This window comes from Bradyrhizobium sp. 62B, from assembly GCF_030272265.2.
Taxonomy (GTDB): domain Bacteria; phylum Pseudomonadota; class Alphaproteobacteria; order Rhizobiales; family Xanthobacteraceae; genus Bradyrhizobium.
Map to the genome: position 1 here is coordinate 7038631 of NZ_CP092841.2, position 26671 is coordinate 7065301.

The window sequence follows — 26671 nt, forward strand, 5'->3', positions numbered from 1 at the left end:
AATTGTGTTAGGCAGGGGAAAGGCTATCGTCAGACCGGAAGCCCCTTTGACGCCCCTTGGAATTGCGCGGGGTTCTCCGCTAATGACCGGGACCGAAAGCTCTCAACGAGACGATAGCGAACCATGTCGACGCGCGGATCCGCCGCCAGCAAGAAGCTCCTCACCGGCCTGATCGGCGCGCCGATCGCGTCTTCCGCGTCGCCCGCCATGCATGAACGTGCCGCCGAGGCGCTCGGCCTGCGCGGGCACTATCAGCTCATCGAGGTCGCCGGCGCCGATGCGGCCGGCCTTCGCATGATGCTGGAAGGCGTGCGGCGGCTCGGCTTTGCCGGGGTCAACGTCACCTTTCCCTACAAGGAAGCGGTGGCCCCGCTGCTCGACGAGCTGGCGCCAACTGCGGCGACCATGGCCGCGGTCAACACCGTCGTCGTCAGGGATAACAGGCTGATCGGCCACAACACTGACACGACCGGCTTTGCGCGTGCCGTCGCACCGCTGCTGGCGCGCACTGGAAACGCGGTGGCCGTGATCGGCACCGGCGGCGTCGGCAAGGCGATCGCCTTTGCGCTGGCGAACCTGAAAGTGGCTGACCTCCGCATCTTCGACAGCGAGCCGGCGCGAGCGGAAAAACTTGCGACGCTGCTGGCCCCGCACGGTGGTGCGCGGGTGGCCCGAAGCGTGGAGGACGCACTTGCCGGCGCAACCGGCCTCGTCAACGGCACGCCGGTCGGCATGCTGCCGAACCGGGACACCCCGGTGCCGGCTTCGCTCCTGCGCGAAAACCTGTGGGTCGCCGACGCCGTCTATTCGCCGCTGATCACACCGCTGCTTGCCGCAGCGAGAGAGAAAGGCGCTCGGATCATGACCGGTCGCGAGCTCGCGATCTACCAGGCCGCCGACGCCTTCGAACTGTTCACCGGCCTTGCCCCATCGACCGAAGTCATGGGAGAGGCTTTCGACGCCGTGATGGCTGCGCGCAACGCCGCCTATCAGGCAGCTTGAGGCAAAGCGGCCGGCACAAGGCCGCTTGCAAGATTTGAAACGGGAGGAGAGGACGATGAAATCAACGCTACTGGTGGGCGCGCTGCTGACAGCCCTGACTGCAACGAGCGCCCTTGCCCAGGCGATCAAGCTCGCCGACGTCGCCGAGCTCTCGGGTGGCGGCGCCACCGTCGGCACCAATTGGAAGAACGGCATCGACCTTGCGATCGAGGAGATCAACGCCAAGGGCGGCGTGCTCGGCCGCAAGCTGGAGGTGACCCACGCCGACTCGCAGTCTAACCCGGGCGTGGCGCGCGCCCAGGTGCAGAAGGCCCTCGATGCCGAGCCCTATGTGCTGCTCGGGCCCGGCTATTCCGGCTCGGTGAAGGTGACGGCGCCGCTGGCGGCCGAAGCCGGCATCGCGCAGATCATGGGCGGCGAGGCCGCCGAGCTGACGCAGGCAGGCAACAAGTTTCTGTTCCGCACTTCCTTCGGCCAGCAATCCTCGATGCCGAAGGTCGCAAAATACATCCACGACGACATGAAGGCGAAGACCGTCGCGGTGGTCTGGGTCAACAACGATTTCGGCCGCGGCGGCCGCGACGTCGTCATCAAGGAGCTCGAGCGGCTCGGCTCCAAGGTGGTCGCCGACCTCTCCACTGAAGCCGGGCAGGCCGATTTCGCCGCCGACGTCGGCAAGATCAAGGCCGCCAATCCCGATGCCGTGTTCGTCTATCTCAACGAAGAAGAGAGCGCGCGCATCCTGAAGGAGCTGAAGCGCCAGGGCGTCACCGCGCCGCTGATGGGCGAGACCACGCTGATCGGCCAGAAGGTGATCGAACTCGCGGGCGATGCCGCCAACGGCGCCCGCGGCCATGTCGGCCTCACCACCGATGCGCCAGTCGACCTCGTCAAGCAATTCCGCGAGAAGTTCTCCAAGAAGTACAATTACGTCCCCGATCACAACGGCCTGAAGGGCTATCTCGCCGTCTACATGGTGAAGGCCACCACCGAGAAGATGGGCAAGGTCGACCCGAAGAAGTTCGCCGATACGCTGCACGGTCTCACCATCAAGGCCGCGGACGAGCCGGGCATCCTGATGGACGTCACCTTCAGCGACACCGGCGACATCGATCGCCAGAGCTTTCTGGTCGAGGTGGTCGAAGGCAAGCAGGTCGTGAAGCAGGTGCTGCCGAAGGTGAAGTGATCTTTGCCTCTCCCCGCGAGCGGGGAGATCTTTCTTCTCCCTCTCCCCGTTCTTACGGGGAGAGGGAGCGATAGACCAGAATTCGCGTCGAGTTCACTCGGGCTCAAAGAGAACCCATGTCCAACCTATTCGATCTTCTAGTCGCAGGGCTCGCCACCGGCGCGATCTATGCGCTGGTCGCGGTCGGCTTCACGCTGCTGTGGCAGACCTCGCAGACCATCAACTTCGCGCAAGGCGAGTTCGTGATGCTGCCGGCGTTCCTGATGCTGGCGGCGATGCACGCCGGCGCCCCGTTCTGGCTCGCGATCATCCTCGGCATCCTGCTCTCGATGATCCTGCTCGGGCTCGCCTTCAAGATGCTGCTGGTCGACCCGATGATGCGCCACGGCGTGCTGCCGCTGGCGATTGCGACCATGGCGCTCGCCATCGGCCTCAAGGAAGCCGTCAAGCAGTTCTTCAGCGCGGAGGCCTCGCCCTTCCCCTCGATCGTGCCGACCGGTGACGTCTCCATCTTCGGCCACGCGGTGTCGCTGCAGAGCATCGGCGTGCTCGTCGTCGCCATCCTCACCGTCCTCGGATTGACCACGCTGCTCAACCGCACCTCGCTCGGTCACCAGATGCAGGCGGCAGCACAGAATCCGACCGTGGCGCGCATCATCGGCGTGCCCGTCGAGCGCATGATCCTGCTGACGTTCCTGATCAATGCCTTCCTGGTGGCGCTGGCCTCGCTGCTGATCACGCCGATCTACCTCGCAAAATTCTCCTCCGGCGAGGTGCTGGGCCAGGCTGCCTTCATCGCCGCCATCGTCGGCGGCTTCAACCAGGTGCGCGGCGCGATCGCCGGCGGCCTCCTGATCGGCGTGCTCGACAATCTCGCGGCCGCCTATGTCTCGACGCAGTACCGCGCCGCCGTGCCGATGATCTTCCTGATCGCGGTCATCCTGTTCCGGCCGCAGGGCCTGCTCGGCCGCGCCGAGGAGCGCACGGTATGACCGGCTTCGCCAAGCCCTTGAAGATCGCGCTCGGCCTTGCCGTCATCGCCGGCCTGATCATCATCCCCATGAACTTCAACCGCTACGGCCTGTTCATCCTCAGCCAATGGGCGGTGATGAGCATCGCCGCGATGGGGCTGAACCTCACGCTCGGCTATGCCGGCCAGGTCTCGCTGGCGCAGGGCGCCTTCGTCGGCATCGGCGCTTATGCCGCGGCGATCATGACGACGCATGGCTGGCCGCTGCCCGCCGCGATCCTGGTCGCGATCGTCTTGAGCTTCGCGGTCGGCTGGGTGCTCGGCTATCCCGCGCTGCGCGTGCAGCACCACTATCTCGCCTTCGTCACGCTGGCCTTCTCCACCCTCGCCTTCCTGGTGTTCCGCAACGAGAGCTGGCTCACCGGCGGCATCTACGGCATCTCCAACATCCCGCGTCCCCATATTTTCGGCTTCGCGACCAACAAGCCCCTCCCCTTCTACTATGTCTGCCTCGGCGCGCTCGCGATCGTGTCACTCGCGGTGTGGTGGCTGATCCGCTCGCCCTGGGGCCGCGCCTTCATGGCGCTGCGCGAAAATCCGCTGCGCGCGCAATCGCTCGGCATCGACACGCGGCGCTACACGCTGATGGCATTCGCGATCGGCTCGGCGCTCGGCGGCATCGCCGGCGCGCTCTATGCGCCGCTGACGCAATATATCGACCCCGTTCCCTTCAACCTGTCGCTGTCGCTCGACTTGCTGATGATGGTGATCGTCGGCGGCGCGGGCTTCTATTTCGGCCCGTTCCTCGGCGCGATGATCGCGGTGCTGCTGCCGGAATGGCTGCGCTTCACCGAAGGCTACTATCTGATGCTCTATGCGGTGGCGGTGATGCTGCTGCTGATCTGGTCGCCCACCGGCATCCTGGGCATCCTCGATCGCTATCTCGCCGAACGCCGCACCAAGGCGGCGTCCGCATTGCGCGCCGTCGCAAAATCCCGCCTGGAGACGGCGCAATGAGTGCGGTCCTCGAAGTCACCGACATCAAGAAGAACTTTGGCGGCATCAGCGCCGTCGACGGCGTTTCCTTCGAGGTGCGGGAAGGTGAGATCCTCGGCCTGATCGGGCCGAATGGCTGCGGCAAGTCGACCCTGTTCAACTGCATCCTCGGCCAGCTCACGCCGTCGGGCGGTGAGGTCAAGCTCGACGGCAAGCTCGTCACCGGCCTGCGTCCTGCCGAGCTCAACAAGCTCGGCGTCAGCCGCACCTTCCAGCTGTTGCAGGTGTTTCCGAAGCTCTCGGTGCGCGAGAACCTGATCCTCGCGGGCCAGGAGCACCAGGGCAGCATGGCCTCGCGCCTGGTCGGCCGCTCCGACGCCGGATTGACCGACGCCGCCAACCAGATGATCGGCTTCTTCAAGCTCGACCATCTCGCCGACGAGCCGGCGGGCGGACTCTCCTACGGCCAGCAGAAACTGCTCGATGCCGCCATGGCCTTCATGGGCGGCCCGCGCCTGGTGCTGCTCGACGAGCCCGCCGGCGGCGTCAACCCGTCGATGCTGGCGGACCTCAAGGAAAGACTGGTTGCGATCAACCGCGAGAAGAACGCGACCTTCGTCGTGATCGAGCACAACATGGAGTTCGTGATGTCGCTGTGCTCGCGCGTGATGGTGATGGCGGAAGGCAAGGTGCTGGCGATGGGACGCCCCGGCGAGGTGCGCAAGAACCCCGCCGTGATCGAAGCCTATTTGGGACATTGACCATGAGCGACCCGATCCTCTCGGTTCACAATCTCGTCGGCGGCTACGGCAAGATGACCATCCTGAACGGCACCACATTCGGCGTGCCGCGGGCGACCATCACCACCATCATCGGCCCGAACGGCGCCGGAAAATCCACCGTGTTCAAGGCGATCTTCGGCCTGCTCAAGCTGCGCGAGGGCAAGATCAGCTTCGCCGGCCGCGACGTCACCAATCTGAACCAACGTGCGCTGCTCAATGCCGGCATCTGCTACGTGCCGCAGGGCCGCAACATCTTCCCCGAGCTGTCGGTGCGCCACAACATCGAGCTCGGCGGCGTCGCCGCCGGCAAGGGCCTCGACCTGCCGAAGCGGATCGAGGCAGCGCTCGATCTGTTTCCGGCGCTGCGGCGGAAGTCGACACAGCAGGCCTCGACGCTGTCGGGCGGCGAGCAGAAGCAGCTCGAGATCGCCCGCTCGCTGCTGCTCGAACCCAAGCTGGTCCTGATCGACGAACCCTCGATCGGCCTGTCGCCGCTGATGGTGCAGCAGACCTTCGACATCCTCAAAAGCCTGCGCGACCGCGGCGTCACCATCCTGATGATCGAGCAGAACGCACGCTCGGCGCTGGAGATCTCCGACATCGGCATCGTGCTCGAGCTCGGCCAGACCCGCATGGTCGACGACGCCAGGCGCATCCTGAACGATCCGCGCATCGGCCAGCTCTTCCTGGGCGGCGCCATGGAGGAGAGCGCGGCATGAGCGCGCGAATGCGCATTGCGGTCGCGGGCGCCGGCCTGATCGGCCGCCGCCACATCGAGTTGATCGAGGCGTCGCCGGATTGCGCGCTGGCCGGCATCGCCGATCCCTCGCCCGCCGCGAAGGACTTTGCCTTGGCGCACAATTTGCCCTGCTATCCCGACCATCGCGCGTTGCTGGCACAGGAGAAGCCGGACGGCCTCGTCATCGCCTCGCCCAACAATCTGCATTTGCCGATGGCGCTCGACTGCGCGCAAGCCGGCGTGCCGGCCTTGATCGAGAAGCCGGTGACCGAGACGGTCGCCTCCGCGCAGCGCCTCTGCGCCGCGGTGAGGCGCACCGGCGTTCCGATGCTGGTCGGCCACCACCGGCGGCACAATGCGATCATCAAGTCGGCCCGCGAAACGGTGGCCAGCGGCAGGCTCGGCCAGCTCACCGCCGTGGTCGGGCTGTGGCTGCTGAAGAAGCCCGACGACTATTTCGAAATGGCCTGGCGGCGTGAGGCGGGCGGCGGGCCTCTGCTGATCAACCTTATCCACGATATCGACAATCTCCGCTTCATCTGCGGCGAGATCGTCGAGGTGCAGGCGCTGACGTCGAACAAGGCGCGCGGCTTCGCGGTCGAGGACACCGCCGCCCTGCTCTTGCGCTTTGCCAATGGTGCACTCGGAACCGTGACGGTGTCGGACGCGACGCCGGCGCCGTGGAGCTGGGAGCTGACCGCGGGCGAGAATGCGGCCTATCCCAAGCAGGACCAGCCCTGTTACGTCTTCGCCGGCACCAACGGTTCGCTGTCGGTGCCGACCATGGAGCTGTGGTCGTATCGACAAGATCCCGGCTGGCACGCGCCGCTGGTTCGCGAGCCCGTCGCACTCTCGGCTTACGATCCGCTCGTCGAGCAGCTCCGGCATTTCCAGGCCGTGATCGCCGGCCGCGAGCAGCCGCTGATCTCGGTCGAGGACGCCATGGGCACGCTCGCCGTCGTCGAGGCCGTCAGCGAAGCGGCGCGCACCGGACAAAAGATCTCGCCAAGCCGGATCATGGAGCAGGCAGCATGAACAAACGCTCGATCGCCACCGTCTCCCTCTCCGGCGCTCTCGACGAGAAGCTCCGCGCCATCGCGGCCGCGGGCTTCGACGCGGTCGAGATTTTCGAGAACGACCTGCTGTCGTTCGGCGCCGGCCCGCGCGACATCGCAAAACTCTGCAAGGATCTCAATCTCGAGATCTGCGCGTTCCAGCCGTTCCGCGATTTCGAGGGCATGCCCGAACCGCAGCGGGCGCGCAATTTTGCCCGTGCGGAGCGCAAGTTCGATCTGATGCAGGAGCTCGGCACGGATCTGCTGCTGATCTGCTCCAACGTCTCGCCCGCCTCGCTTGGCGGCATCGACCGCGCCGCCGACGATTTTCGCGAGCTCGGCGAGCGCGCGGCCAAGCGGTCCTTGCGCGTCGGCTACGAGGCCTTGGCCTGGGGCCGCCACGTCAACGACTACCGCGATGCCTGGGAGATCGTGCGGCGCGCCGATCACCCCGCGATCGGGATCATCCTCGACAGCTTCCACGCGCTCGCGCCGGGCTTTCCGGTCCGTGCGATGGCTTCGATTCCCGGCGACAAGATCTTCCTGGTGCAGCTCGCGGACGCGCCGAAGCTCGAACTCGACATTTTGTCCTGGAGTCGGCACTTCCGCTCCTTCCCCGGCCAGGGCGATCTGCCGGTCGGTGAATTCATGGCGGCGGTCGCGGCAACCGGTTATGCCGGACCGCTGTCGCTGGAGATCTTCAACGACCAATTCCGCGCCGGCTCGGCTGCGCAGACCGCGCTCGACGGCCTGCGCTCGCTGATCCTGCTGGAGGACCAGCTTGCGCCGGATTGGCCGAAATTCGCCGCCGAGCCGCTGGCGCCAAAGGCTAGGAGCCGCGGCACCGGCTTCGTGGAGTTTGCCGTCAACGAGACCAAGGCCGGCGAGCTCGCCCGGCTGTTCTCGCAACTCGGCTTCCGCAAGACCGGTCAGCATCGCAGCAAGGCGGTGGAACGCTGGTCGCAGGGCAAGGTCGAGCTCGTCATCAACAGCGAGACCGACGGCTTTGCGCATTCCCACTACGTCACCCACGGCCCCGGGGTCTGCGCCATCGCACTCGACGTCGACAATGCGGGCCTTGCCATGCAGCGCGCCGAGATGCTGAAGACGCGCACCTTCTACCAGCCCGTCGGACCGGGCGAGCTGGAGATTCCCGCGATCCACGGCGTCGGCGGCAGCCTGCTGTATTTCCTGGATCAGGCCGGCAAGAACTGGGACACCGATTTCGAGCCGGTGCCGAGCGAGGCGAGTGCGGACGCCCTGCTCGCGGTCGATCACATCGCGCAGTCGATGCCCTATGACGAGATGCTGTCGTGGTTGTTGTTCTACACGGGCATCCTCGACCTGAAGCGGCTGCCGCAGATGGAGATCGCCGATCCCAGGGGCCTCGTGCAGAGCCAGGCCATCGTCAACGCCGACCAGAGCCTGCGCTTCGTGCTCAACGGCTCCTCCGCCAACCGCACGCTGCCGGCGCGCTTCATCTCGGAGTTCTTCGGATCAGGCGTGCAGCACGTCGCGTTCTCGTGCCGGGACATCTTTGCGACGGTCGCGGAGATGCGGGCGCGGGGAGCGGATTTTCTCGACATCCCCGCCAATTACTACGACGACATCGAAGCCAAATACGATCTCGCCCCGGAGCTGATGGCGCAGCTGCGCGCCAACCACATTCTCTACGACCGCGAGGGCGACGGCGAGTTCTTCCAGGTTTACACCCACATTTTCGACGAGCGGTTCTTTTTCGAGATCGTCGAGCGCAGGAATTATCAGGGATTTGGCGCGGCGAACGCCGGCATCAGGCTCGCAGCGCAGGCCCGCGAAGTGCGACCCGCGAGCATGCCGAGGGTGTAGGCTCTTGTTTCCCTCGCCCCTTGTGGGAGAGGGCGGCTCGCGGCGCTAGCGGCGAGACGGGCGAGGGGTTCTCTCCTCACTCGCAATTGCAAGAGTGGAGAGAACCCCTCCGGCGCTTCGCGCCACTTCACTTGGAGCTACGACCTCACTTCATCTTGCACTTGTCGTGGAAACGGTCCTGGTCGTTCTCCACGATGGTCGCCACCGTCTTCAGCGCGAGCTGGCCTTCGGCGTCCTTGACCACGTCCTGCAGATAGAAGCTCTGCACCGGGATGTGATTGTTGCCGTATTTGAACGCGCCGCGCAGCGACTTGAAGTTGGCCTTCTCCATCTCGGCCTTCATCGCGTCCTTCTTGCTGGTGTCGCCCTTCACAGCGACCACCGCGCTGTTGATGAGCTGGGCGGCGTCATAGGATTGTGCGCCGTAATAGGTCGGGCGCAGGCCGGGATATTTCTTGCGGTAGTCGGCGACGAAACGCTTGTTCTGCTCGTTGGGCAGGTCGTTGACCCATTCCTGCGCGCCGGGCACGCCGAGCGCGTTCTCCTTCTGCAGCGGCAGCGAGAGCTCGTCGACGGTGAACGCCGTGTAGAGCGGCATCGTGCTCTTCAGGCCAGCCTGCGCATATTGATTGAGGAACTGCACGCCGGCCGCGCCGGGATAGAACACGAAGATCGACTCGGCGCCCGAGGCGCGCGCCTTGGAGAGTTCGGCGGAGAAATCGAGCTGGCTCGGCCAGACCGTGTATTCCTCGCCCTTGATCTCGCCCTTGAAGGTGTTCTTCAGGCCCGCGAGCATGTCCTTGCCGGCGGCATAGTTCGGGCCGATCAGGAACACGCTCTTGACGCCCTTCTGGTTCATGTAGAGGCCCATCGCCTGCGGCGTCTGGTCGTTCTGCCAGGAGGTCGAGAACACGTAAGGCGAGCAGAGCTCGCCGGCGAGCTGCGACGGACCGGCATTGGCCGAGATCAGGAAGGTCTGCGAATCCACGGCCGTCTTCAGCGAGGCCAGGAGCACGTTCGACCAGATATAGCCGACGATGAAATCGACCTTGTCCGACTGCACCAGCTTCTCGGTCTTCTGCTTGCCGACATCGGGCTTCTGGCCGTCATCCTCGTAGATGACCTCGACCGGCTTGCCGTCCATCTTGCGGCCCATGTGATCCAGCGCGAGTTCGAAGGAGTTGCGCATGTCGTTGCCGATCACGGCGGTCGGGCCGCTGAAGGTCGAGACGAAACCGATCTTGATGGTGTCGCCGGCGAAAGCCGGGCTCGCCAGCACCAGCGCCGCTGCGCCCGCCAGCCAGAATGCCGTCCTCATAATCACTCCCCTCCTTATGATTGAGCCCGCAAGCGGGGTGATCGCCGCCCCGGGCCTTCTCTATTGAACGCAAAATCCGTCGCGCCGCCAATGGCTCAGCGCCCACTCCTGCACCATATTTCGCCCCCAACGCGGATGGCAAGAAATATAATTCTACTCACTTCGACCGAGGCCGGCCTGAGGCCGGTCCGGAGCCGCGGCGTTTTCCCGCGCCGGAACGATACACCCCGCCTATGTCGCGATTGATGACCTCTATTGGACCGCGGCCCCCGATCCGCACTTAAATGAGGAAGAGGCAGCAGCGAGATTCGAGGACGTATCATGGCCGCACATCCCCATCGCGTCGTCATTGTCGGCGCCGGCTTCGGCGGGCTGGAGGCGACCTACCGGCTTGCAGGCGCGGGCGTCGAGATCACGCTGATCGACCGCCGCAACCATCATCTGTTCCAGCCGCTGCTCTACCAGGTCGCTACCGCCTCGCTCGCGACCAGCGAGATCGCCTGGCCGATCCGCCATCTCATGCGCGACCGGCCCGACGTGACGACGCTGTTCGCGACGGTCAGCGGCGTCGATGCGGCACGGCGCTGCGTGCTGATCGACGACGGCAGCGAGGTACCCTACGACACGCTGGTGCTGGCGACCGGCGCGCGTCACGCCTATTTCGGCCACGACGAATGGGAGCAATGGGCGCCGGGCCTGAAGACGCTCGAGGACGGCACCACCTTGCGCCGTCACATCCTGGTGGCGTTCGAGCGCGCCGAGCGCGAGACCGATCCGCAGAAGCGCGCCGCGCGGTTGACCTTCGTCATCGTCGGCGCCGGCCCCACCGGCGTCGAGCTCGCCGGCACCATCGCCGAAATGGCGCGCCACACCTTGCCCGGCGATTTCCGCAACATCGACACGACCAAAGCGCGCGTCGTGTTGATCGAAGCGGGGCCGCGCGTGCTCGCGGGCTTCGCCGACGACCTCTCGGTCTATGCGCAGGCGTCGTTGGAGAAGATCGGCGTCGAGGTCGTGCTGGGACAGGCCGTCACCGAGATCAACCGCGAGGGCGTCGTGTTCGGCGGCAAGCTGCTCGAAGCCAAGACCAGGATCTGGGCCGCCGGCGTCCGCGCCTCGCCCGCCGCCGAATGGCTGGGCGCACCCGCCGACCGCGCCGGACGCGTGCAGGTCGAGGCAGATTTGACGATTCCCGGCCATCCCGAGATCTTTGCGATCGGCGACACCGTCAGCATCAACGCCTGGGAGGGCAAGCCGGTGCCGGGCATCGCGCCGGCCGCGAAGCAGCAGGGCCGTCACGTCGCAGAGACCATCAAGGCCCGCCTGCGTGGAGCCGCGACCGGCCCGTTCCGCTACAAGCACGCCGGCAGTCTCGCCCAGATCGGCAAGCGGCTCGCCGTCATCGATTTCGGCCGTTTCAAGCTGCGCGGCGCGATCGCATGGTGGATCTGGGGCATCGCCCACATCTACTTCCTGATCGGCCTGCGCCACCGCCTCAGCGTCGCGTTGAGCTGGCTCTGGATCTACGCGCGAGATCAGCGCGCGGCGCGGTTGATCACGCAGGGGAGTAGCAAGGTGGTGTAACCTTCTTCCTTCTCCCCTTGTGGGAGAAGGTGGCGCGAAGCGTCGGATGAGGGGTTCTCTCAACTCGCGAGATCCTCCGTGAGGAGAGAACCCCTCACCCGGCTTCGCTTTGCGAAGCCACCCTCTCCCACAAGGGGAGAGGGTGCAGCAGCGCTCGCTGCTGCAGCTACTTCACCAGCTCACACCCGCCCTCCGCCAGCTGACGAAACGCCTGCTCCGCCGGAATCGTCGAAACCAGCTTGTAATAATCGTACGGATATTTCGACTCCTCCGGCTTCTTCACCTCGAACAAATACATCGGATGCACCACGCGGCCGTCCTGGCGGATGATGGTGTCGCCGAACAGCCTGTCCTTGCCTCGAAACTTCTTCATCTCGGGGACGGCGTCCCTGGCGTTGTCGCTGCCGATGGCGGCAACCGCGTTGAGATAGGCGAGCGTCGAGGCATAGACGCCGGCCTGGTTGCCGCTCGGCATCTTGCCGTTCATGCCGGGGCGCGCGGCGAAGCGTTTTGCGAAGGCGCGGGTGTCGTCGTTCATGTCCCAGTAGAAGGCTTCCATCAGTTGCAGGCCCTGCGCGACCTTGATGCCCATGCCGTGGACGTCGTTGATGAAGAGCAGGAAGGCGACGAGCTTTTGTCCGTTCTGCTGGATGCCGAACTCGGCGGCCTGCTTCACGGCGTTGATGGTGTCGCCGCCGGCATTGGCAAGGCCGATCACCTGCGCTTTCGAGCTTTGCGCCTGCAGCAGGAATGAGGCGAAGTCCGAGGTGCCGAGCGGATGCTTGGAGGAGCCCAACACCTTGCCGCCATGGCCGTCGATGTATTTTTGCGCCTCGGCCTCGATGCCCTTGCCCAGCGCGTAATCCACCGTGAGGAAATACCAGTCCTTGCCGCCGCGCGACATCATGGCAGCCGCGGTGGTGTTGCCCGTGGCCCAGGTGTCGTTGACCCATTGAATGGTGTTGGGCGAGCAGGCCTTGCCGGTGAGATCCGAGCTTGCGGTCGAGGAGGCCAGGAACGTCATGCGGCTGTCGCGCAGCAGCGTGTTGATGGACAGGCCTACGGCTGAATTCGGCACGTCGACGATGGCATCGACGCCTTCGACATCGAGCCATTTGCGCGCGATGGCGTTGCCGACATCGGCCTTGTTCTGGTGGTCGGCGTAGACGATCTCGACCTTGATGTTCTTGCCGCCGCCGTTGAAATCCTCCGCCGCCATGCGCGCGGCTTCCACCGAGCCCATGCCGTTGGTGTCCTGGAAGATGCCGGAGATGTCGTTGAGCACACCGACACGCACGACATTGTCCGAGATCTCGGCGCTCGCCGCGCCGGCGACTAGGCTCGCGGCCAGCGCCAGCGTCCACTTCAAATGCTTCATGGTTCCCTCCCCTGTTGATGCGTTGACGCGCCGGTGCTGCCGGCGCGGACATTCAGACCTGCCGCTCCGGCAGCTTCACGACGATCCCGTCGAGCTCCGGCGTCATCTTGATCTGGCAGGACAGCCGGCTGTTCGGCCGCCGCTCGCTCGCGGTGCCGTCGAGCAATGCGTCCTCGTCGTCGGCCATGGCAGGCAGGCGCGCGAGCCAGCTTTCATCGACATAGACGTGGCAGGTCGCGCACATGGCGTTGCCGCCGCATTCCGCCAGAATGCCGTCGAGGCCGTGACGGGTCGCGGCCTGCATGGCGCTCTCGCCGCCCGAGGTCTCGACGCGATCGGACTTGCCGTCGGGATGGATGAAAATGATGGCGGGCATCAAGGCTCCTCGTCAGGCCGGGGTGATGGTGACAGGCAGGCTGTCGAGCCCGCGCAGCGTGTTGTTGAAGCGGCGTTTCGGCTCGCCGGTGATCTCGATCTTCGCGATGCGCCGAGCCAGCGCCGTCAGCATCACCTCGCCTTCGAGGCGGGCGACGAGCTGGCCGACGCACATGTGGATGCCCGAGCCGAAGCCGACATGGCCGTAAGTGCGGCGCGTGATGTCGTAGCTGTCGGGCTGGTCCCAGCGCCTGGGATCGCGGTTGGCGGCGGCGAGGAACATCAGCACCTTCTCGCCCTCGCCGATCCGAACGCCCGAGAGCTCGACATCGCGCGTGGTGGTGCGGAAGAAAGTCTGCACCGGGCTCTCGAACCGCACGGCCTCCTCGAAAGCGTTGCGCGCCAGCGTCGGATCATCGCGCAGGCGCTGCCACTGCTCGGGGAAGCGCGCGAGGCAATAGACGGCGGCACCGATGCCGTTGACGGTGGTGTCGAGGCCGGCCGACAGCAGCGAGCGCACCAATAGCGGCGCCTCGGTGGCCGTGATGGCACCCACGTCGGCCTGCGCATGAATGCAGGCCCCGAAGCCGCCGGGTGCGAGATTGTCGCGCTGACACTGCTCGGCGACATAGGTCTGATGCGGCGCCGAGCGCGCGATCGCCTGCTGGCGCAACTCGTTCGGCGGGCCGAACGCGTTGAACACGACGCTGGCATAGGGGATCAGATGCTCGCGCCCCTCCGGCTTCAGGCCCAGCGCATCCGGAAAGATCGAGAGCGGATAGGCCTCGGCGAGATCGGCGATCGCATCGAAGCTGCGCTTGTCCAGCAGCGCGTCCACCCGGTCCTCGGCCGCGGCGGCAAAACGGTCGCGCACCTGCTTCATCGCGGTCGGCGACAGCACTTTCGACAGCACGGCACGGGTACGGGTGTGTGCAGGTGGATCGGCTTCGAGGATCAGGCTCGGCGGCCGCCACGGCGTCTCTTTCTTGAAGTCGGACAGGCCGACGCCGCGGCTGGAGCAGAAGGTCGCGGGATCGTTCAGCACCGCATGGACCTCGGCATAGCGCGCCACGCCGTAGACGTTCCACTTGTCGAGATAGACCACCGGTCCCGCCTCCCGCAGCAATTGATGCGTGGGATAAGGGTCGGCGAAAAAATTCATGTCGAAGGGATCGACGTCGAGATGCGGAACGCCTGACACAGCCGAGCCGGGTGCGCTCATTGAAGTCCTCCCTCATTTTGATCTTGTGAAAGGCGGGCGCATGCCCTTAGGTCGTTTGACCCGCCGCGAGTCCGAATCCCGCCATGCCGCCGTCCTTGACCCGATCCCGCCAAAAGCCAGCGCCCACCGACGCGGGACCGACGCTCGATCTCGACCGTTACGTTCCGGCGTTCGTCACCTTCATCGCCAACAAGCTCTCGAACAGCGCGACCGCGCTTTATCAGCGGGAGTTCGGCGTCAACGTCACGGAATGGCGGATCATGTCGCTGCTGGCGATCGAGCCCGGCATTCCAGCCTCGCGCATCTGCCACGTCATCGGCTTCGACAAGGGACCAGTGAGCCGGACGCTGGCGGGCCTGGAGAAGCGCGGGCTGGTCTCGATCCGCACCGACCCGAATGACGGTCGCACCCATTCGATCGCGCTGACGACAAAGGGCCGCTCCACGCATGACAAGGTGATCGTCGCCGCGCTCGAGCGCGAACGGCGGCTGCTGTCCTGCCTCAACAAGGACGAGCGCGAGGTGCTGATCGATCTGCTGCGCCGGCTGCACGAAAATCTCGGTGCGGTCACCGGCAGCATTGAGGCCTGACGGGCCGCGCACCAGGCGCCACCTTGCGTCACATCCAGGCATGCGCCGTCGTTTGCCGACGGCACCGTGCGGGCCGAGCATCGTTTCCTCCAGGACCGGACGCGGCAGTTTTCCCCGCCGTCATCGCTCCCCGGAACGGTTCGCATAAATTAGTTGCTTAGGCAACAAAAGAATCGGAGATATATTGCGGCAGGGTGCCTGACTTAGTGGGAAGTGTGGCTCCTTGTGTCTCGGCCGCGCTGCAGCGTGAAACGCTGCTGCGCAGAGCGGGACCCATGCGGCGGCGTATGCTAGGGGCGATGGGCCCCGGCTCTGCAGCGCATCACACCGGACGATGCTTCGCATCGCCGGCGTGCTGCGCTGCGTCCGGGGCACGAGAGTGATTGAGCGACGAGATAGCTATTCACGCGGCAACCCAATCCACGCGCCCGGCGCATCATCATTCAACCGCGCCACCGCCTCCGCACGCCGCGTCAGCACGGCGCGCTGGTTGATGTAGCCCTTGTCGGTGATCTCGCCGCCGTCGACCGACGGCGGTTCGGCCAGCAGCAGCGCGCGAGTGGCGTGGCCGGAGGAGTTGGGACCCTGCTGCTTCAGCTTTGCGAGGCCCTGCGCAATCGCGGTCCTCACCTTGTCGTGGGCGAGCACCTCGTTCACCTCGGCCGTCTCGCCTAGGCCGGCATGCGTGCGGCAGGCCCCGATGTTCGGAAACACCAGGAAGCGCACCTCGTCGCCGCCATGGCCCGCGACGACGATGTCCTGCGCCAGCGGCGAAAGCGCCGCGATGCCGGCGACGCGCAGCGTGCCGACATTGACCCAGGTGCCGGAGTTGAGCTTGAAATCCTCGGCGACGCGGCCGTCGAAGAACAGGCCGCGCTCCGGCCGTTCGGCATCCGCGAGTTTCACCGCGTCGCCGATCAGATAGAAGCCCTCGTCGTCAAACGCCTGCTTCGTCTGCTCCGGTTCCTTCCAATAGCCCGGCGTGACATTGGGGCCGCGCACGCGCACTTCCAGCTTGTCGCCTGATGTGACGAGCTTCAGCTCAGTGCCGGGGATGGGCACGCCGATATTGCCGGAGCGTTCGGCGAGGAAATGACAGTCGGTGGCCAGCGGCGAGGTTTCGGTCGAGCCCCAGGCCGAGACCATCGGCAGCGCGCGGCCGACGGTCTTGATGGAGAGTTCCTCGATGGCATCCCAGAGATTCTGCGGCAGCGCGGCGCCGGCATAGAAGGCGAATTTCACCTCGCTGAAGAAGAGGCGGCGCAGCTCCTCGTCGCCGCGTAGCGCCGCGACCAGCATGTCGAAGCCGCGCGGCACGTTGAAATAGACCGTCGGCATCACGCTTTTCAGATTGGCGAGCGAGGTCGCGAATAGCCCGGGCGCGGGCTTGCCGCCGTCGATATAGAGCGAGCCGCCATTGCGCAGCACGAGATTGAAATTGTGGTTGGCACCGAAGGTGTGGCTCCAGGGCAGCCAGTCGAGAATGACGAGATCGCCGCTGCCCGGTTCGAGAAAGGTCCAGGTCTGCGCCTTGGCCTGCTGGCTCGAGGTCAGCATGCGCTGGGTGTTGATGACGGCCTTCGGCGTGCCGGTCGAGCCTGACGTGAACAGGAATTTTGCGATCGTGTCCGGAGTCACCGCGGCGAACGCCTTTGCGACGTCAGGCGTCTCGGGCGTTGCCGCGATGACGTTGAAGGCAAGCGTATCGGCATCGTCGGCCTTGCCGCTGATGATCTGCGCATTGTGCAGCGGCGCGATGGCGGCCAGCGCGGCCGCGAAGGGTTTCGTCGCGGAGACGTAGATCGCACCCGGCTCGAGCAGCATGATCATGCTCTTGAGCTTCTCGAAATCCCTCGACATCAGCGAATAGGCCGGCGAGATCGCAGCCGAGGGCACGCCGACATGCTGGGCGGCAAGCGCAAGCAGCGCGTGGTCGACGCTGTTGTCGGAGAGGATCGCGAGCGGGCGCTCGGCGCTGAGGCCCTGTGCCAGGATCCAGGACGCCGCCGCACGCACCTGGCGCAGCGCCTGGGCATAGGTGACCGTGGTCCAGGGCGCATCGACCTGGCCGCGCTCGGCGAGGAAGATCGCATCCGGCGCGTGCCGCGCAAAATGCTCCAGCCAGTCGCCGACGCAGCGGGCGCTGTCGCCCAAGGGTTCGGGCGAGCGCAACACGATGCTGCCATCGGGACGATGCTCTGCGAGCGTCCTCGGCGTTGCGAACAGGCCTGCAACGTCACCGCGTGGGGCGGCTGTCATGGGTTTCCTCCTCCGTCCGGATACGGATCGGCGGCAGCCTCGTTCGGGCTGCTTTGACCATAATGTTGGGCATGACAATTGTTGTCGTCAACAACAATCTTTCGCTTACGCCGTTGAAGCGCTAAGCTCCACCTGGCGGGAGATACGATGTGACAGCCAGCGCAACCCAGACTGCCCCACGCAAGCGCAACGGCGCGGCGCCTCGCGATGCCGCCGACGAGATTGGCCTCGACGCGCTGGTCGGGCACGCCGGCTACGCGGTGCGGCGCTTCCAGATCTGGATTTTCCAGGACTTCATCAAGACGCTCGGCGAGGTCGACATCCGGCCGACGCAATATTCGGTGCTGACGCTGATCGGCGCCAATCCGGGCCTGTCGCAAATGGCGGTGGCAAAGCGCCTCGGCATCGAGCGCGCCCGGCTGGTGCACCTGCTCGACAGCCTCGAGCAGCGCAAATACGTCAAGCGGGCCAAGTCGAAGGCGGACCGCCGTTCCCATGCGCTGCACCTCACCGCACAGGGCGAGACGGCACTGGCGAAATTCAAGCGGCTCGCGGCCGAGCACGAGCGGCATGTCGAGGATAAGATCGGCAAGGACAACCGGGTGCAGCTGCTCCGGATCCTCGCTGGCTTCACCTGATCTGGGTTGCCTACGATTTGGGCAGATGCCCGTCGCGGGGCGCCGCCGCGAACCCGTCGAGTAAATCTCAAGCTATTGATTACTCGATAATATCCTGAGCATTCGTCCGGCCCACGGCATTGTACACAATGGCACATCGCTTGCTTCGCTCCGAGCTAGGACAGATTGCCGGAGTTTTATCGCCATGAGGGCTGAGGTGGGGGCTGAGCAGCCTGAAACGATCGCCGCGATTGTGGCCGCGCATCGCGCGGGCACGCTGACGCCGGCACAGACCATCGCGCGGACCTATCAGCGCATCCGTGACCGCAACGATCCCGCCATCTTCATCAGCCTGCGCGACGAGGCGGATGCGGTCGCGGAGGCCGAGCAGCTTCCCGCGCGCGCGGATGCCGCTGGCCTGCCGCTCTACGGCGTGCCGGTCGCGGTGAAGGACAATATCGACGCGCTCGGCTTTCCGACTACCGCGGCCTGCCCGGCCTTCTCCACCACGCCGACGCACGACTCGACCGCGGTGGCGCGGCTGCGTGCCGCCGGGGCCATCATCATCGGCAAGACCAATCTCGACCAGTTCGCGACCGGCCTCGTCGGCGTGCGCTCGCCCTACGGCATCCCCAAAAATTCGGTCCGTGAGGATCTCGTTCCCGGCGGATCGAGCTCGGGCTCCGCGGTCGCCGTCGGCGCCGGTCTCGTGCCGCTGTCGCTCGGCACCGATACCGCAGGCAGCGGACGGGTGCCGGCAATGCTCAACAACATCGTCGGGCTGAAACCGAGCCTCGGCATGATCTCGAACGCCGGTCTCGTGCCGGCCTGCCGAACGCTCGACTGCATCTCGGTCTTCGCTCTGACGGTGGATGATGCTGCGCTCGCCTTGTCGGTGATGGCGGGACCGGACCCGGCCGATCCGTTCTCGCGCGACCGGCCGCTTCAGCCGATCACGCCGTTTCCCGCAAACCTGCGCCTCGGGGTGCCGCGCAACGGGCAGCTGATCTTCTTCGGCGACAAGACATCGGAGGCCGCCTACGCCGATGCCTTGAAGCGCTGGACCGCACTCGGCGCCACGCTGGTCGAGTTCGACCTCGAGCCGTTCTACGAGACGGCGCGGCTGCTCTATGAGGGCCCGTGGGTCGCCGAGCGCTATCTCGTGATCAAGGACCTGCTGGCGTCCGCGCCGGATGCGATTCATCCAGTGACGCGCGAGATCACCGCGGCCGGCGCACGGCTGACAGCGGCGGAGACATTTTCGGCGCTGTATCGCCTGCAAGGCCTGCGCAAGATCGCCGAGCGGACGTTTGCCAATATCGACGCACTGGTGCTGCCCACTGCGCCGACGGCCTACACGACCGCGCAGGTGCTCGCCAACCCGATCGAGCTCAACAGCCGGCTCGGCACCTACACCAATTTCGTCAACCTGCTCGACCTCTGCGGCCTGGCGTTGCCGGCATCGATGCGCGCCGACGGCATTCCGTTCGGTATCACGCTGCTGGCGCCGGCGGGACATGACGCGCTGCTCGCGAGCATCGGGCGTATGTTCCATGCGGATACGAAATTGACCGTCGGAGCGAAGGGCGTGGCCCAGGCACCGCTCGCGCCGCTGCTGGCAAGTAGCGGCGACGAGATCCCGATCGCGGTCGTCGGTGCACATCTGTCCGGCATGGCGCTCAACGGTGAACTGACGGCGCTGAATGCCACGCTGATCGAGGCGACCAAAACCGCACCCGACTACAAGCTCTTCGCGCTTCAGACCACGCCGCCGAAGCCGGGCATGCTGCGGGTTGCAGCCGGTAACGGCGCAGCGATCGAAGTTGAGATCTGGTCCCTGTCGCCGTCCGCTTTCGGCAAGTTCGTCAACGCAATTCCATCTCCGATGGCGATCGGCACGGTGCGCCTCGCCGATGGCCGCAGCGTGAAGGGATTTCTCGTCGAGCCGGAAGTGCTGGGCGAGGCGCGCGACATCACGGCGTATGGCGGCTGGCGGAAGTTTATGGCGGAAGCTGCGAAGGCCTAGGTAGTCTCGTGTCCCGGGCGCAGCGCATCACGCAGTGGTGCGCTGCTGAACCGGGACCCATAGGGCAGCTTGCAAGACGGTTAGATGGGTCCCGGCTCTGCGGAGCCGCGCCATAGCGTGTCGAAGACGCGCGTCAACGCGTTTATGGCGCTGCACCGCGTCCGGGACACGTGCACACATCACACCGACACCGCGTAGATCTCGTACTCGCCGCGCACCAGCTCGATATGCGCGCGCATCGCGGCGGCGGCGCCCTGCTTGTCGCCGCGCATGATGGCGACGACGACGCGGTCGTGCTCGGCTTGGGATTTGGCGAGGCGTCCGAGATTGCGGAACTGGGCGCGGCGGAACGGCTGCACGCGGACGCGGGTGGCGAGCGTGATCTCGGCGATGTAGCCGTTCTGCGATCCCGCATAGATCGCGTTGTGGAAGCGCTCGTTGACCTCGTGAAAGCGATCGGGATTGCCGGTGTAGCTGAGCACGCGCAGCTCTTCGTGGATCGCCTCGAGGCCATGGCGCTCGCTCGCTGCCATGCGCTCGGCGGCGAGGCCGGCGCACAGCGCTTCCAGCTCCGCCATCGCCTCGAACATGCTTTTCAGCCGCTCGATCGACGGCTGCGCCACCACCGCGCCGCGATGGGCGCGCGCTTCGACGAGGCCGCTTGCCACGAGCTGGCGCAGCGCCTCGCGCACCGGCGTCCGCGAGACGTTGAAGCGGCGCGCGATGTCGGTCTCGTCCAGCGGCGCGCCGGGGGCGAGAGCGCCGCGCACGATCTCGTCCGCGAGCTGCAGGCGCAGCTCCTCGGCGCGCGTGATCTTGTGCACGCTGGGCTGCGCCCGGTCGACGCGCGGCACCACCGGTTCGGCCGGCACGGCGCTTGGCGGAAGATCGTCGAGCGTCATGCGGTCACGCCTCTTTCGGCTCGTCGATGATGCTGACATGGGCGGCGACGACGCGCCAGCCCTCGGGAAAACGAACCCAGGTCTGCATCTGCCGGCCGACCTTGCCGGGCGCCGTGTCGCGATAGAACAGAGTGGAGGCCACGGCGGTGTCGCGGCCATAGCTGGTGATGACCGTCCTGGCAGTGCGGCGATTGAGGCCGACGGGTGAGCGCGCGGCGCGGAAGCCCGAGATCGCCTCATAGCCGTAGAGGTTCTCGCCGATGCCATAGCGCAGCGTGCGGGGATCGTTGCGGAACAGCTCGCCGAGCACGGCGACGTCATTGCTGACCAGGGCCTGCTCATAACGGTCGAACGCGGCTCTGACTTCCGCGATCACGTCGGGGAGATCGATCTCCATCTCAAATTCCTCTCAAAGTCCCCTTGGCGCGGGCGCGGCGGCGACGCCCATCTTTTCCAGCGCGTAGGCGACACGGAGTGCGATGTCCTCGCGCCAGGGCGCGGCGATGATCTGCACGCCGATCGGCAGCGGCTCGAGCGGCACCGGAACTGCCACCACCGGCAGGCCGATGAAGGAGATCGGCTGGGTGTGAACGCCGATATTGGCACGTATCGGCAGCTCGACGCCGTCGAGGTTGAAGTTCACCTGGCCGAGCTTTGGCGCGGTGCAGGGCGTTGCCGGCGCCAGCAGCACATCGACCGATTTGAAGATCCCGGCGAGCTGCGCGCGGTACCAGCGGCGGAATTTCTGCGCGCGGTCGACCAGCGGCGCCGGCACCATGGCGCCGGCGATCAGCCGGTCGCGCACCGCCGGATCGAAATCGTTCGGGCGCTGGCGCAAGCGATCGAGATGCAGCGAGGCGCCTTCGGTGGTGGTGATGACATAGGCCGCGGCGCGAGCGCGCGCCGCCTCGGGCACGTCGACGACTTGCGTTGCGCCGAGCGCCTTGGCAACGCGGCTGACCGCTTCGACGGCTTCCGGGAACACGTTCTTCTGGAAATATCCGCCGGCGATCGCGATGCGCAGGTCCGAGACCGGATTGGCGATCAGCGGCAGCGTCGGCTCGAGCCCGCGCGTCGTGCAGGCGCTATCCTCCGTGTCCGGGCCCTGCATGACGTCATAGGCGAGCGCGAGATCGGCGGCGGAGCGTGCGAACGGACCGAGATGATCGAGACTCGCAACGAAGGGGAACGAGCGCGCGCGCGACAGCCTTCCATAGGTCGGCTTCAGGCCGAAGATGCCGCAGAACGAGGACGGCACGCGGATCGAGCCATTGGTGTCCGAGCCGAGGGCAAGCGGCACCAGCGCGCCGCCGACGGCGCTGCCCGAGCCGCCGGAGGAGCCGCCGGTCATGCGCGTCGTATCATGCGGATTGCGCGAGGGACCGTCATGGACGTTCTCGCCGGTGAAGTCGTAGGCGTATTCGCCCATGTTGAGCGCGCCGACGAGCACGGCGCCGGCGGCTTCCATGCGCTCGATCAGCGTCGCATCGCGCTTGGCGGGTGCGCGGTCGCGGTTGATCTTCGAGCCTGCGCGTGTCGGCAGGCCAGCAACATCGAACAGGTTCTTCACCGCGAAGGGCACGCCGGCGAGCGGGCCGACGTCCTTGCCGGCGGCGATGTCGGCATCGACCGCGCGTGCCTTCGTGCGGGCGCGATCGGCGGTGATATCGGTGAAGGAATTGAGGATGCCGTCGTGCTGCTTGATGCGCGACAGCGCGGCTTCCGTGGCATCGAGCGCGGACATTTTGCGGGTCGCAACCGCGCTGGCGATCTCGGCGGCCGTCATCTCTGGCTTGCTGGTCATGGCAGCATCAGGCCGTGAAGATCGGCGCCGGCTCGGTCTCGTCCGGCAGCGCGAATTCGTCGACCATGCGGCCAAGCCGCAGCGAGACTTCGAGATTGGCGCGCACCGCGGGCCGCCAGGTTTCCTCGACCGGCAGTGCCAGCGCTTTCGATAAGGCGTCGATATAATCGTCCAACGGTTCGGCCATCACGCGTCCCAGCAATCAATGTGTCGGCAACGGCGGATGCGGGATCGCCGTCAGCAGTTCCTTGGTGTAGTCGTCTTGGGGATCGCCGAGCACCTGCTCGGAAGAGCCCTCCTCGACGATCCGTCCCGTCCGCATCACAATGACACGATCGCACAGCAAGCGCACCACATTCAAATCATGCGAGACGAACAGATAGCTCATACCTAAGCGCGCCTTGAGATCCTGAAGCAGGTTCAGCACGACCGCCTGCACCGAAACGTCCAGCGCCGCCGTCGGCTCGTCCAGGATGACCAGCTTCGGGTGCAGCGCGATGGCGCGGGCGATGCCGACGCGGGCCTTCTGGCCGCCGGACAATTGGTGCGGGAAGCGGTCCAGAAGATTGTGCGGCAGGCCGACCATGGTCGCCAGTTCCTCACAGCGCGCGCGCAGCGCATCGCGTCCCCTGATGTCGCCAAGCTGCAGGATCGGGTCGGCGATGGCGCGGGCGGCGGTGAAGCGCGGGTTGAGGCTGTCGGTCGGATCCTGGAACACCATCTGGATGCGGCTTCGCTGCGGCATCCGGGCAAAAGCTGATGGCGCGATGCCGGAGATGTCCTCGCCGTCGAACTGGATCAGGCCGGAGGTCTGGTCCAACAGGCGCATCACCATCATCGACGTCGTCGATTTGCCGCAGCCGGATTCGCCGACGAGGCCGACGCTCTCACCATGGCTGATCGAAAAGCTGATGCCGTCGACGGCGCGGAAGACGTCCGGCTCCACGGGCGGCTTGCGGCCGAACAGTTTGCCGAGCACGGCGGTAGCGCCCTGGCGGGGATATTCCTTGACGAGCTTGTCGACGAGGAGGAGGGGCTTCTGGCTCTCTGCACTCGCTGCGGCGGCCGGGGCCGACTCGGCGGGCACCGCGGGCGCGGCACCCTCTTCCTCCGGCAACAAATCCCGCAAGCTCACCCCGAGCCGCGGCGTCGCGCGCATCAGCTTTTTTGTGTAGGGATGCTGCGGGTTGGCGAAGATGTCTGCGGCCTCAGCGGTCTCGACCACGCGGCCCTTCTCCATCACCACGACGCGGTCGCAATAGGCGGCGGCGAGGCCCAGATCGTGGGTGATCAGGATGGTCGACATCGCGCGGCGTTTCGTCAGCTCGACGATCAGATCCATCACCGCCTTCTGCGTGGTGACGTCGAGACCGGTCGTCGGCTCGTCCGCGATCAGCAGCTGCGGATTGCAGGCAAGCGCGAGCGCGATGACGACGCGCTGGCACATGCCGCCCGACAGCTCGAACGGATAGGCGTGGTAGCGCTCGCGCGGGCGGGCGATCTTGACCTGCTCCAGCGCCTCGATCGCCTTCTCGCCGCGGTCAGCGACCTGGGCCTGCTGCACATGGGTGCGCAACACGTCCTCGATCTGGTCGCCGACTTTGCGGATCGGGTTCAGCGCCGCACGCGGGTTCTGGAAGATCATCGAGACTTCGCGGCCGCGCAAATCGCGCATCTGGTCTTCGCTCGCGGCCTTGACGTCGATGCCGGAGAACATCACCGAGCCCTCGGCGATGCGGCCCGCACGGTCGAGGATGCGCATCACCGCATAGGAGGTCACCGACTTGCCTGAGCCGGACTCGCCGACAATGGCCAGCGTCTCGCCCTTGGCGACGGAAATGTTGACGTGCTGCACGGCTTTGACGATGCCGCGGCGAGTGGTGAATTCGACGGTGAGGTCCTGGACGTCGAGCAGGGGCTGGGCGCTCATGCGGGCCTGCCGATCAAGAAACCCGAAAACAACCCCATGCACAGTAGAATGGCGTTGGAATCGTTACGGAATTTTGGACAGAAATTGTCCATTACGTCCTCCGCTGGGGATCGACGATGTCGCGCAGGCCGTCGCCGAGGAGGTTGAAGCAGAACACGGCGATCATCAGCGCGAGGCCGGGGAAGAGCGCGATCCACCATTCGCCTGACACCATGAAGCCCGCGCCTTCGGCGACCATGATGCCCCATTCCGCCGTCGGCGGGCGGACGCCGAGGCCGATGAAGGAAAGGCCGGCGGCGTTGAGGATGGCATAGCCCATGGTCAGCGACATCTGCACGATCATGATCGGCATGATGTTCGGCAGGATGTGCACCAGCAGGATACGGAATTCGCCGTTGCCGGAGAGGCGCGCGGCCTGCACGAAGCCGGCGTTGCGCCGGACATTGGCCTCGGCGCGCGCTACGCGGGCATAGAGCGGGAAGTTCACGATGGCGGTGGCGAGGATGATGTTCTGCACGGTATTGCCGAGCGCGGCGACGATGCCCATGGCGAGCACAAACAGCGGAAAGGCCATGATGGTGTCGGCGATGCGGCCGACGATGCGATCGGTCCAGCCGCCAAAGTAACCGGCCGCGATGCCGGCGAGGCCGCCCATCAAGAACACCAACGCGACGGAGGCGATTGCGATGAACGTGTCGAGCCGCGTCGCCACGACGACGCGACTGAAGATGTCGCGCCCGAGCTGATCGGTGCCGAACCAGTGCGCGGCGGAGGGCGGTTTTAGCGCAGCAGCGGTGTCCGACGCGAGCGGATCATACGGCACGACATAGGGGCCGAAGATCGCGGCCGCGAGGATCAGGATCAATAGCGCGAAGGCAAAGCCCGTGACCTTGTTCTCGCTCAGAACGTAGCGGGTCTGTTCGAGGATTGCGGTAAGCCCTGACGTGCGGGCGGGACCGACGGGTTCAACAGCAGGCGCAACGGAGCTCATGGAGTCCCCCTACCCTTCCAGCCGCACGCGCGGATCGATCACGCCGTAAAGGATGTCGATGACGAGATTGAGCAGCACGTACATCACCGCCATGGTCAGGACAAAACCCTGCACCGGCGCGAAGTCCGACGAGATCAGCGCTTCGACCGCATAGGAGCCGATGCCGGGCCAGGCGAACACTTTCTCGACCAGCACATTGGCGCCCAGCAGGAACGAGAACACCATGCTGAGCGTGGTGATGACGGGCAGCATGGCGTTGCGGAAGGCGTAGGTGACGATCACGGTCGCGGGCGACAGGCCGCTGGCGCGCGCGGTGCGGACGAATTCGGATGCCAGCACCGCCAGCATCGAGGCGCGCGTCATGCGCGCGATCGGAGCCAGCGAGAAGATCGCAAGCGTCGTTGCCGGCAGGATGAGCTGGCTCAGCGCGGAACGGAACGCCTCGAGGTCGCGGGCGAGCAAGGTGTCGATCAGATAGAAGCCCGTCACCGTCGGTGGCGCGCTGTAAAACACGTCAAGGCGCCCGAGCGGCGCGGGCGACCAGCCGAGCCGGAAATAAAAGACGTAGACCAGCACGAGGCCGGTGAAGAACACCGGCAGCGAGACGCCCGCTGTCGTCGTGATGCGACAGAGATGATCGACCCACGATCCCGGCCGTGTTGCCGCAAGCACGCCAAGCGGGATGGCGATGACGATGGAGACGATGAGGCCGAGCAATGTCAGCTCGGCCGAGGCCGGCAAGCGGTTGCGGATTTCGGCCGCGACCGGCTGGCCGGTCGTCAACGAGTTGCCGAAATCGCCATGGGCGAGATCGTTGGTGTAGCGGAAGAACTGCTCGATCAGCGGCTTGTCGAGGCCGAGTTTCTTGCGGATCTGCTCGACCGCTTCCTTGGTTGCGGCGGGACCGGCGAAATAGGCCGCGGGATCGCCCGGCAGCGCGCGCGTCAGCAGGAAGGTGACGATGACCACGCCGATCAGCGAGGGGATCGCGAACATCAGGCGCTTGCCGATCATGGTCAGCATGGGATGCTCCTGATGAGAGGAGATGACGCAACAGGTCGAACTGCGCCCCCTCTCCCGCTTGCGGGGGAGGGTTG

At 65.9% G+C, this 26671-nt stretch carries 24 protein-coding genes; 12 read left to right on the forward strand and 12 right to left on the reverse strand.

The genetic code is table 11. The features are described 5' to 3' along the window. Positions 1–123 precede the first annotated feature (123 nt). The 8 genes from ML401_RS33850 to ML401_RS33885 all read left to right on the forward strand — a co-directional run bounded on the left by ML401_RS33850 (position 124) and on the right by ML401_RS33885 (position 8578). Entirely contained in the window at positions 124–1002 is an 879-nt protein-coding gene (locus ML401_RS33850; RefSeq protein WP_285808518.1) for a shikimate dehydrogenase, read from the forward strand. 55 nt (positions 1003–1057) lie between these two features. Next, positions 1058–2188, forward strand: coding sequence for an ABC transporter substrate-binding protein (locus ML401_RS33855; RefSeq protein WP_212065056.1), 1131 nt, complete (start codon positions 1058–1060; stop codon positions 2186–2188). Between the two features lie 116 nt (positions 2189–2304). Further along, entirely contained in the window at positions 2305–3180 is an 876-nt protein-coding gene (locus ML401_RS33860; protein WP_285808521.1) for a branched-chain amino acid ABC transporter permease, read from the forward strand. Then, positions 3177–4175: a branched-chain amino acid ABC transporter permease gene (locus ML401_RS33865; protein ID WP_285808523.1), complete on the forward strand. Its 999-nt coding sequence runs from the start codon at positions 3177–3179 to the stop codon at positions 4173–4175. Before ML401_RS33860 ends, ML401_RS33865 begins: the two co-directional genes overlap by 4 nt. Further along, the gene (locus ML401_RS33870) at positions 4172–4915 is read left to right on the forward strand and encodes an ABC transporter ATP-binding protein (RefSeq protein ID WP_285808524.1); all 744 of its coding nucleotides are present in this window, start codon (positions 4172–4174) and stop codon (positions 4913–4915) included. Before ML401_RS33865 ends, ML401_RS33870 begins: the two co-directional genes overlap by 4 nt. A gap of 2 nt (positions 4916–4917) precedes the next feature. Next, positions 4918–5655, forward strand: coding sequence for an ABC transporter ATP-binding protein (locus tag ML401_RS33875; protein ID WP_285808526.1), 738 nt, complete (start codon positions 4918–4920; stop codon positions 5653–5655). After that, a complete protein-coding gene (locus ML401_RS33880; protein WP_285808528.1) occupies positions 5652–6710 on the forward strand; it encodes a Gfo/Idh/MocA family protein in 1059 nt (352 codons plus the stop codon). The genes ML401_RS33875 and ML401_RS33880 overlap by 4 nt, the downstream gene beginning before the upstream one ends. Beyond that, positions 6707–8578, forward strand: a complete 1872-nt coding sequence (locus tag ML401_RS33885) for a bifunctional sugar phosphate isomerase/epimerase/4-hydroxyphenylpyruvate dioxygenase family protein (protein WP_194404911.1) — start codon at positions 6707–6709, stop codon at positions 8576–8578. Before ML401_RS33880 ends, ML401_RS33885 begins: the two co-directional genes overlap by 4 nt. 145 nt (positions 8579–8723) lie before the next feature. Here the strand turns inward: ML401_RS33885 and ML401_RS33890 are convergent, their stop codons facing one another. Continuing rightward, positions 8724–9896: an ABC transporter substrate-binding protein gene (locus ML401_RS33890; RefSeq protein WP_194404912.1), complete on the reverse strand. Its 1173-nt coding sequence runs from the start codon at positions 9894–9896 to the stop codon at positions 8724–8726. A gap of 321 nt (positions 9897–10217) precedes the next feature. Here ML401_RS33890 and ML401_RS33895 point away from each other — a divergent pair, with 321 nt between their 5' ends. Then, positions 10218–11480 carry an NAD(P)/FAD-dependent oxidoreductase gene (locus tag ML401_RS33895; RefSeq protein ID WP_285808531.1) on the forward strand — a complete coding sequence of 421 codons (1263 nt, stop codon included), beginning with the start codon at positions 10218–10220 and terminating at the stop codon, positions 11478–11480. A gap of 166 nt (positions 11481–11646) precedes the next feature. On the opposite strand, the gene ML401_RS33900 is transcribed toward ML401_RS33895, so the two are convergent. From ML401_RS33900 to ML401_RS33910, 3 genes are read right to left on the reverse strand one after another with little or no spacing between them, the layout of a single operon-like run. Next, the gene (locus tag ML401_RS33900) at positions 11647–12858 is read right to left on the reverse strand and encodes an ABC transporter substrate-binding protein (RefSeq protein WP_285808533.1); all 1212 of its coding nucleotides are present in this window, start codon (positions 12856–12858) and stop codon (positions 11647–11649) included. Between the two features lie 52 nt (positions 12859–12910). Continuing rightward, positions 12911–13234, reverse strand: coding sequence for a 2Fe-2S iron-sulfur cluster-binding protein (locus ML401_RS33905; RefSeq protein WP_285808535.1), 324 nt, complete (start codon positions 13232–13234; stop codon positions 12911–12913). Positions 13235–13246: 12 nt separating this feature from the next. Next, positions 13247–14455: a cytochrome P450 gene (locus tag ML401_RS33910; RefSeq protein WP_285808536.1), complete on the reverse strand. Its 1209-nt coding sequence runs from the start codon at positions 14453–14455 to the stop codon at positions 13247–13249. Positions 14456–14538: 83 nt separating this feature from the next. Between ML401_RS33910 and ML401_RS33915 the strand changes: the two genes are divergently transcribed. Further along, complete coding sequence (locus ML401_RS33915; protein WP_285808537.1) at positions 14539–15045, forward strand: MarR family winged helix-turn-helix transcriptional regulator; 507 nt, start codon at positions 14539–14541, stop codon at positions 15043–15045. Between the two features lie 399 nt (positions 15046–15444). Here ML401_RS33915 and ML401_RS33920 read toward each other — a convergent pair whose 3' ends face one another. Beyond that, the gene (locus tag ML401_RS33920; RefSeq protein ID WP_285808539.1) at positions 15445–17304 is read right to left on the reverse strand and encodes a feruloyl-CoA synthase; all 1860 of its coding nucleotides are present in this window, start codon (positions 17302–17304) and stop codon (positions 15445–15447) included. A gap of 149 nt (positions 17305–17453) precedes the next feature. Here ML401_RS33920 and ML401_RS33925 point away from each other — a divergent pair, with 149 nt between their 5' ends. Then, positions 17454–17942 carry a MarR family winged helix-turn-helix transcriptional regulator gene (locus ML401_RS33925; RefSeq protein ID WP_285808541.1) on the forward strand — a complete coding sequence of 163 codons (489 nt, stop codon included), beginning with the start codon at positions 17454–17456 and terminating at the stop codon, positions 17940–17942. Positions 17943–18126: 184 nt separating this feature from the next. Beyond that, complete coding sequence (atzF, locus tag ML401_RS33930; RefSeq protein ID WP_285808543.1) at positions 18127–19947, forward strand: allophanate hydrolase; 1821 nt, start codon at positions 18127–18129, stop codon at positions 19945–19947. 179 nt (positions 19948–20126) lie between these two features. Here atzF and ML401_RS33935 read toward each other — a convergent pair whose 3' ends face one another. The 7 genes from ML401_RS33935 to ML401_RS33965 form a co-directional block, all read right to left on the reverse strand. Beyond that, complete coding sequence (locus tag ML401_RS33935; RefSeq protein ID WP_285808544.1) at positions 20127–20849, reverse strand: GntR family transcriptional regulator; 723 nt, start codon at positions 20847–20849, stop codon at positions 20127–20129. A 4-nt stretch (positions 20850–20853) separates the two neighbouring features. Then, positions 20854–21246: an oxalurate catabolism protein HpxZ gene (gene hpxZ, locus ML401_RS33940; protein WP_211415508.1), complete on the reverse strand. Its 393-nt coding sequence runs from the start codon at positions 21244–21246 to the stop codon at positions 20854–20856. Positions 21247–21258: 12 nt separating this feature from the next. After that, positions 21259–22653, reverse strand: a complete 1395-nt coding sequence (locus ML401_RS33945) for an AtzE family amidohydrolase (RefSeq protein ID WP_285808545.1) — start codon at positions 22651–22653, stop codon at positions 21259–21261. Positions 22654–22660: 7 nt separating this feature from the next. Next, positions 22661–22840 (reverse strand): DUF4089 domain-containing protein, encoded by a 180-nt coding sequence (locus tag ML401_RS33950; RefSeq protein WP_259218001.1) that lies wholly within the window; start codon positions 22838–22840, stop codon positions 22661–22663. A 15-nt stretch (positions 22841–22855) separates the two neighbouring features. Then, positions 22856–24583, reverse strand: coding sequence for an ABC transporter ATP-binding protein (locus tag ML401_RS33955; protein WP_285808546.1), 1728 nt, complete (start codon positions 24581–24583; stop codon positions 22856–22858). Between the two features lie 91 nt (positions 24584–24674). Next, entirely contained in the window at positions 24675–25574 is a 900-nt protein-coding gene (locus tag ML401_RS33960; RefSeq protein ID WP_194404925.1) for an ABC transporter permease, read from the reverse strand. A gap of 9 nt (positions 25575–25583) precedes the next feature. After that, the gene (locus ML401_RS33965) at positions 25584–26597 is read right to left on the reverse strand and encodes an ABC transporter permease (RefSeq protein WP_285808547.1); all 1014 of its coding nucleotides are present in this window, start codon (positions 26595–26597) and stop codon (positions 25584–25586) included. Between the last annotated feature and the right edge of the window lie 74 nt (positions 26598–26671).

Bases quoted from the DNA above. Each gene is read 5' to 3' on its own strand.
- ML401_RS33850 (WP_285808518.1), top strand. From the start codon at position 124: ATGTCGACGCGCGGATCCGCCGCCAGCAAGAAGCTCCTCACCGGCCTG.
- ML401_RS33855 (WP_212065056.1), top strand. From the start codon at position 1,058: ATGAAATCAACGCTACTGGTGGGCGCGCTGCTGACAGCCCTGACTGCA.
- ML401_RS33860 (WP_285808521.1), top strand. From the start codon at position 2,305: ATGTCCAACCTATTCGATCTTCTAGTCGCAGGGCTCGCCACCGGCGCG.
- ML401_RS33865 (WP_285808523.1), top strand. From the start codon at position 3,177: ATGACCGGCTTCGCCAAGCCCTTGAAGATCGCGCTCGGCCTTGCCGTC.
- ML401_RS33870 (WP_285808524.1), top strand. From the start codon at position 4,172: ATGAGTGCGGTCCTCGAAGTCACCGACATCAAGAAGAACTTTGGCGGC.
- ML401_RS33875 (WP_285808526.1), top strand. From the start codon at position 4,918: ATGAGCGACCCGATCCTCTCGGTTCACAATCTCGTCGGCGGCTACGGC.
- ML401_RS33880 (WP_285808528.1), top strand. From the start codon at position 5,652: ATGAGCGCGCGAATGCGCATTGCGGTCGCGGGCGCCGGCCTGATCGGC.
- ML401_RS33885 (WP_194404911.1), top strand. From the start codon at position 6,707: ATGAACAAACGCTCGATCGCCACCGTCTCCCTCTCCGGCGCTCTCGAC.
- ML401_RS33890 (WP_194404912.1), bottom strand. From the start codon at position 9,896: ATGAGGACGGCATTCTGGCTGGCGGGCGCAGCGGCGCTGGTGCTGGCG.
- ML401_RS33895 (WP_285808531.1), top strand. From the start codon at position 10,218: ATGGCCGCACATCCCCATCGCGTCGTCATTGTCGGCGCCGGCTTCGGC.
- ML401_RS33900 (WP_285808533.1), bottom strand. From the start codon at position 12,858: ATGAAGCATTTGAAGTGGACGCTGGCGCTGGCCGCGAGCCTAGTCGCC.
- ML401_RS33905 (WP_285808535.1), bottom strand. From the start codon at position 13,234: ATGCCCGCCATCATTTTCATCCATCCCGACGGCAAGTCCGATCGCGTC.
- ML401_RS33910 (WP_285808536.1), bottom strand. From the start codon at position 14,455: ATGAGCGCACCCGGCTCGGCTGTGTCAGGCGTTCCGCATCTCGACGTC.
- ML401_RS33915 (WP_285808537.1), top strand. From the start codon at position 14,539: ATGCCGCCGTCCTTGACCCGATCCCGCCAAAAGCCAGCGCCCACCGAC.
- ML401_RS33920 (WP_285808539.1), bottom strand. From the start codon at position 17,304: ATGACAGCCGCCCCACGCGGTGACGTTGCAGGCCTGTTCGCAACGCCG.
- atzF (WP_285808543.1), top strand. From the start codon at position 18,127: ATGAGGGCTGAGGTGGGGGCTGAGCAGCCTGAAACGATCGCCGCGATT.
- ML401_RS33935 (WP_285808544.1), bottom strand. From the start codon at position 20,849: ATGACGCTCGACGATCTTCCGCCAAGCGCCGTGCCGGCCGAACCGGTG.
- hpxZ (WP_211415508.1), bottom strand. From the start codon at position 21,246: ATGGAGATCGATCTCCCCGACGTGATCGCGGAAGTCAGAGCCGCGTTC.
- ML401_RS33945 (WP_285808545.1), bottom strand. From the start codon at position 22,653: ATGACCAGCAAGCCAGAGATGACGGCCGCCGAGATCGCCAGCGCGGTT.
- ML401_RS33950 (WP_259218001.1), bottom strand. From the start codon at position 22,840: ATGGCCGAACCGTTGGACGATTATATCGACGCCTTATCGAAAGCGCTG.
- ML401_RS33955 (WP_285808546.1), bottom strand. From the start codon at position 24,583: ATGAGCGCCCAGCCCCTGCTCGACGTCCAGGACCTCACCGTCGAATTC.
- ML401_RS33960 (WP_194404925.1), bottom strand. From the start codon at position 25,574: ATGAGCTCCGTTGCGCCTGCTGTTGAACCCGTCGGTCCCGCCCGCACG.
- ML401_RS33965 (WP_285808547.1), bottom strand. From the start codon at position 26,597: ATGCTGACCATGATCGGCAAGCGCCTGATGTTCGCGATCCCCTCGCTG.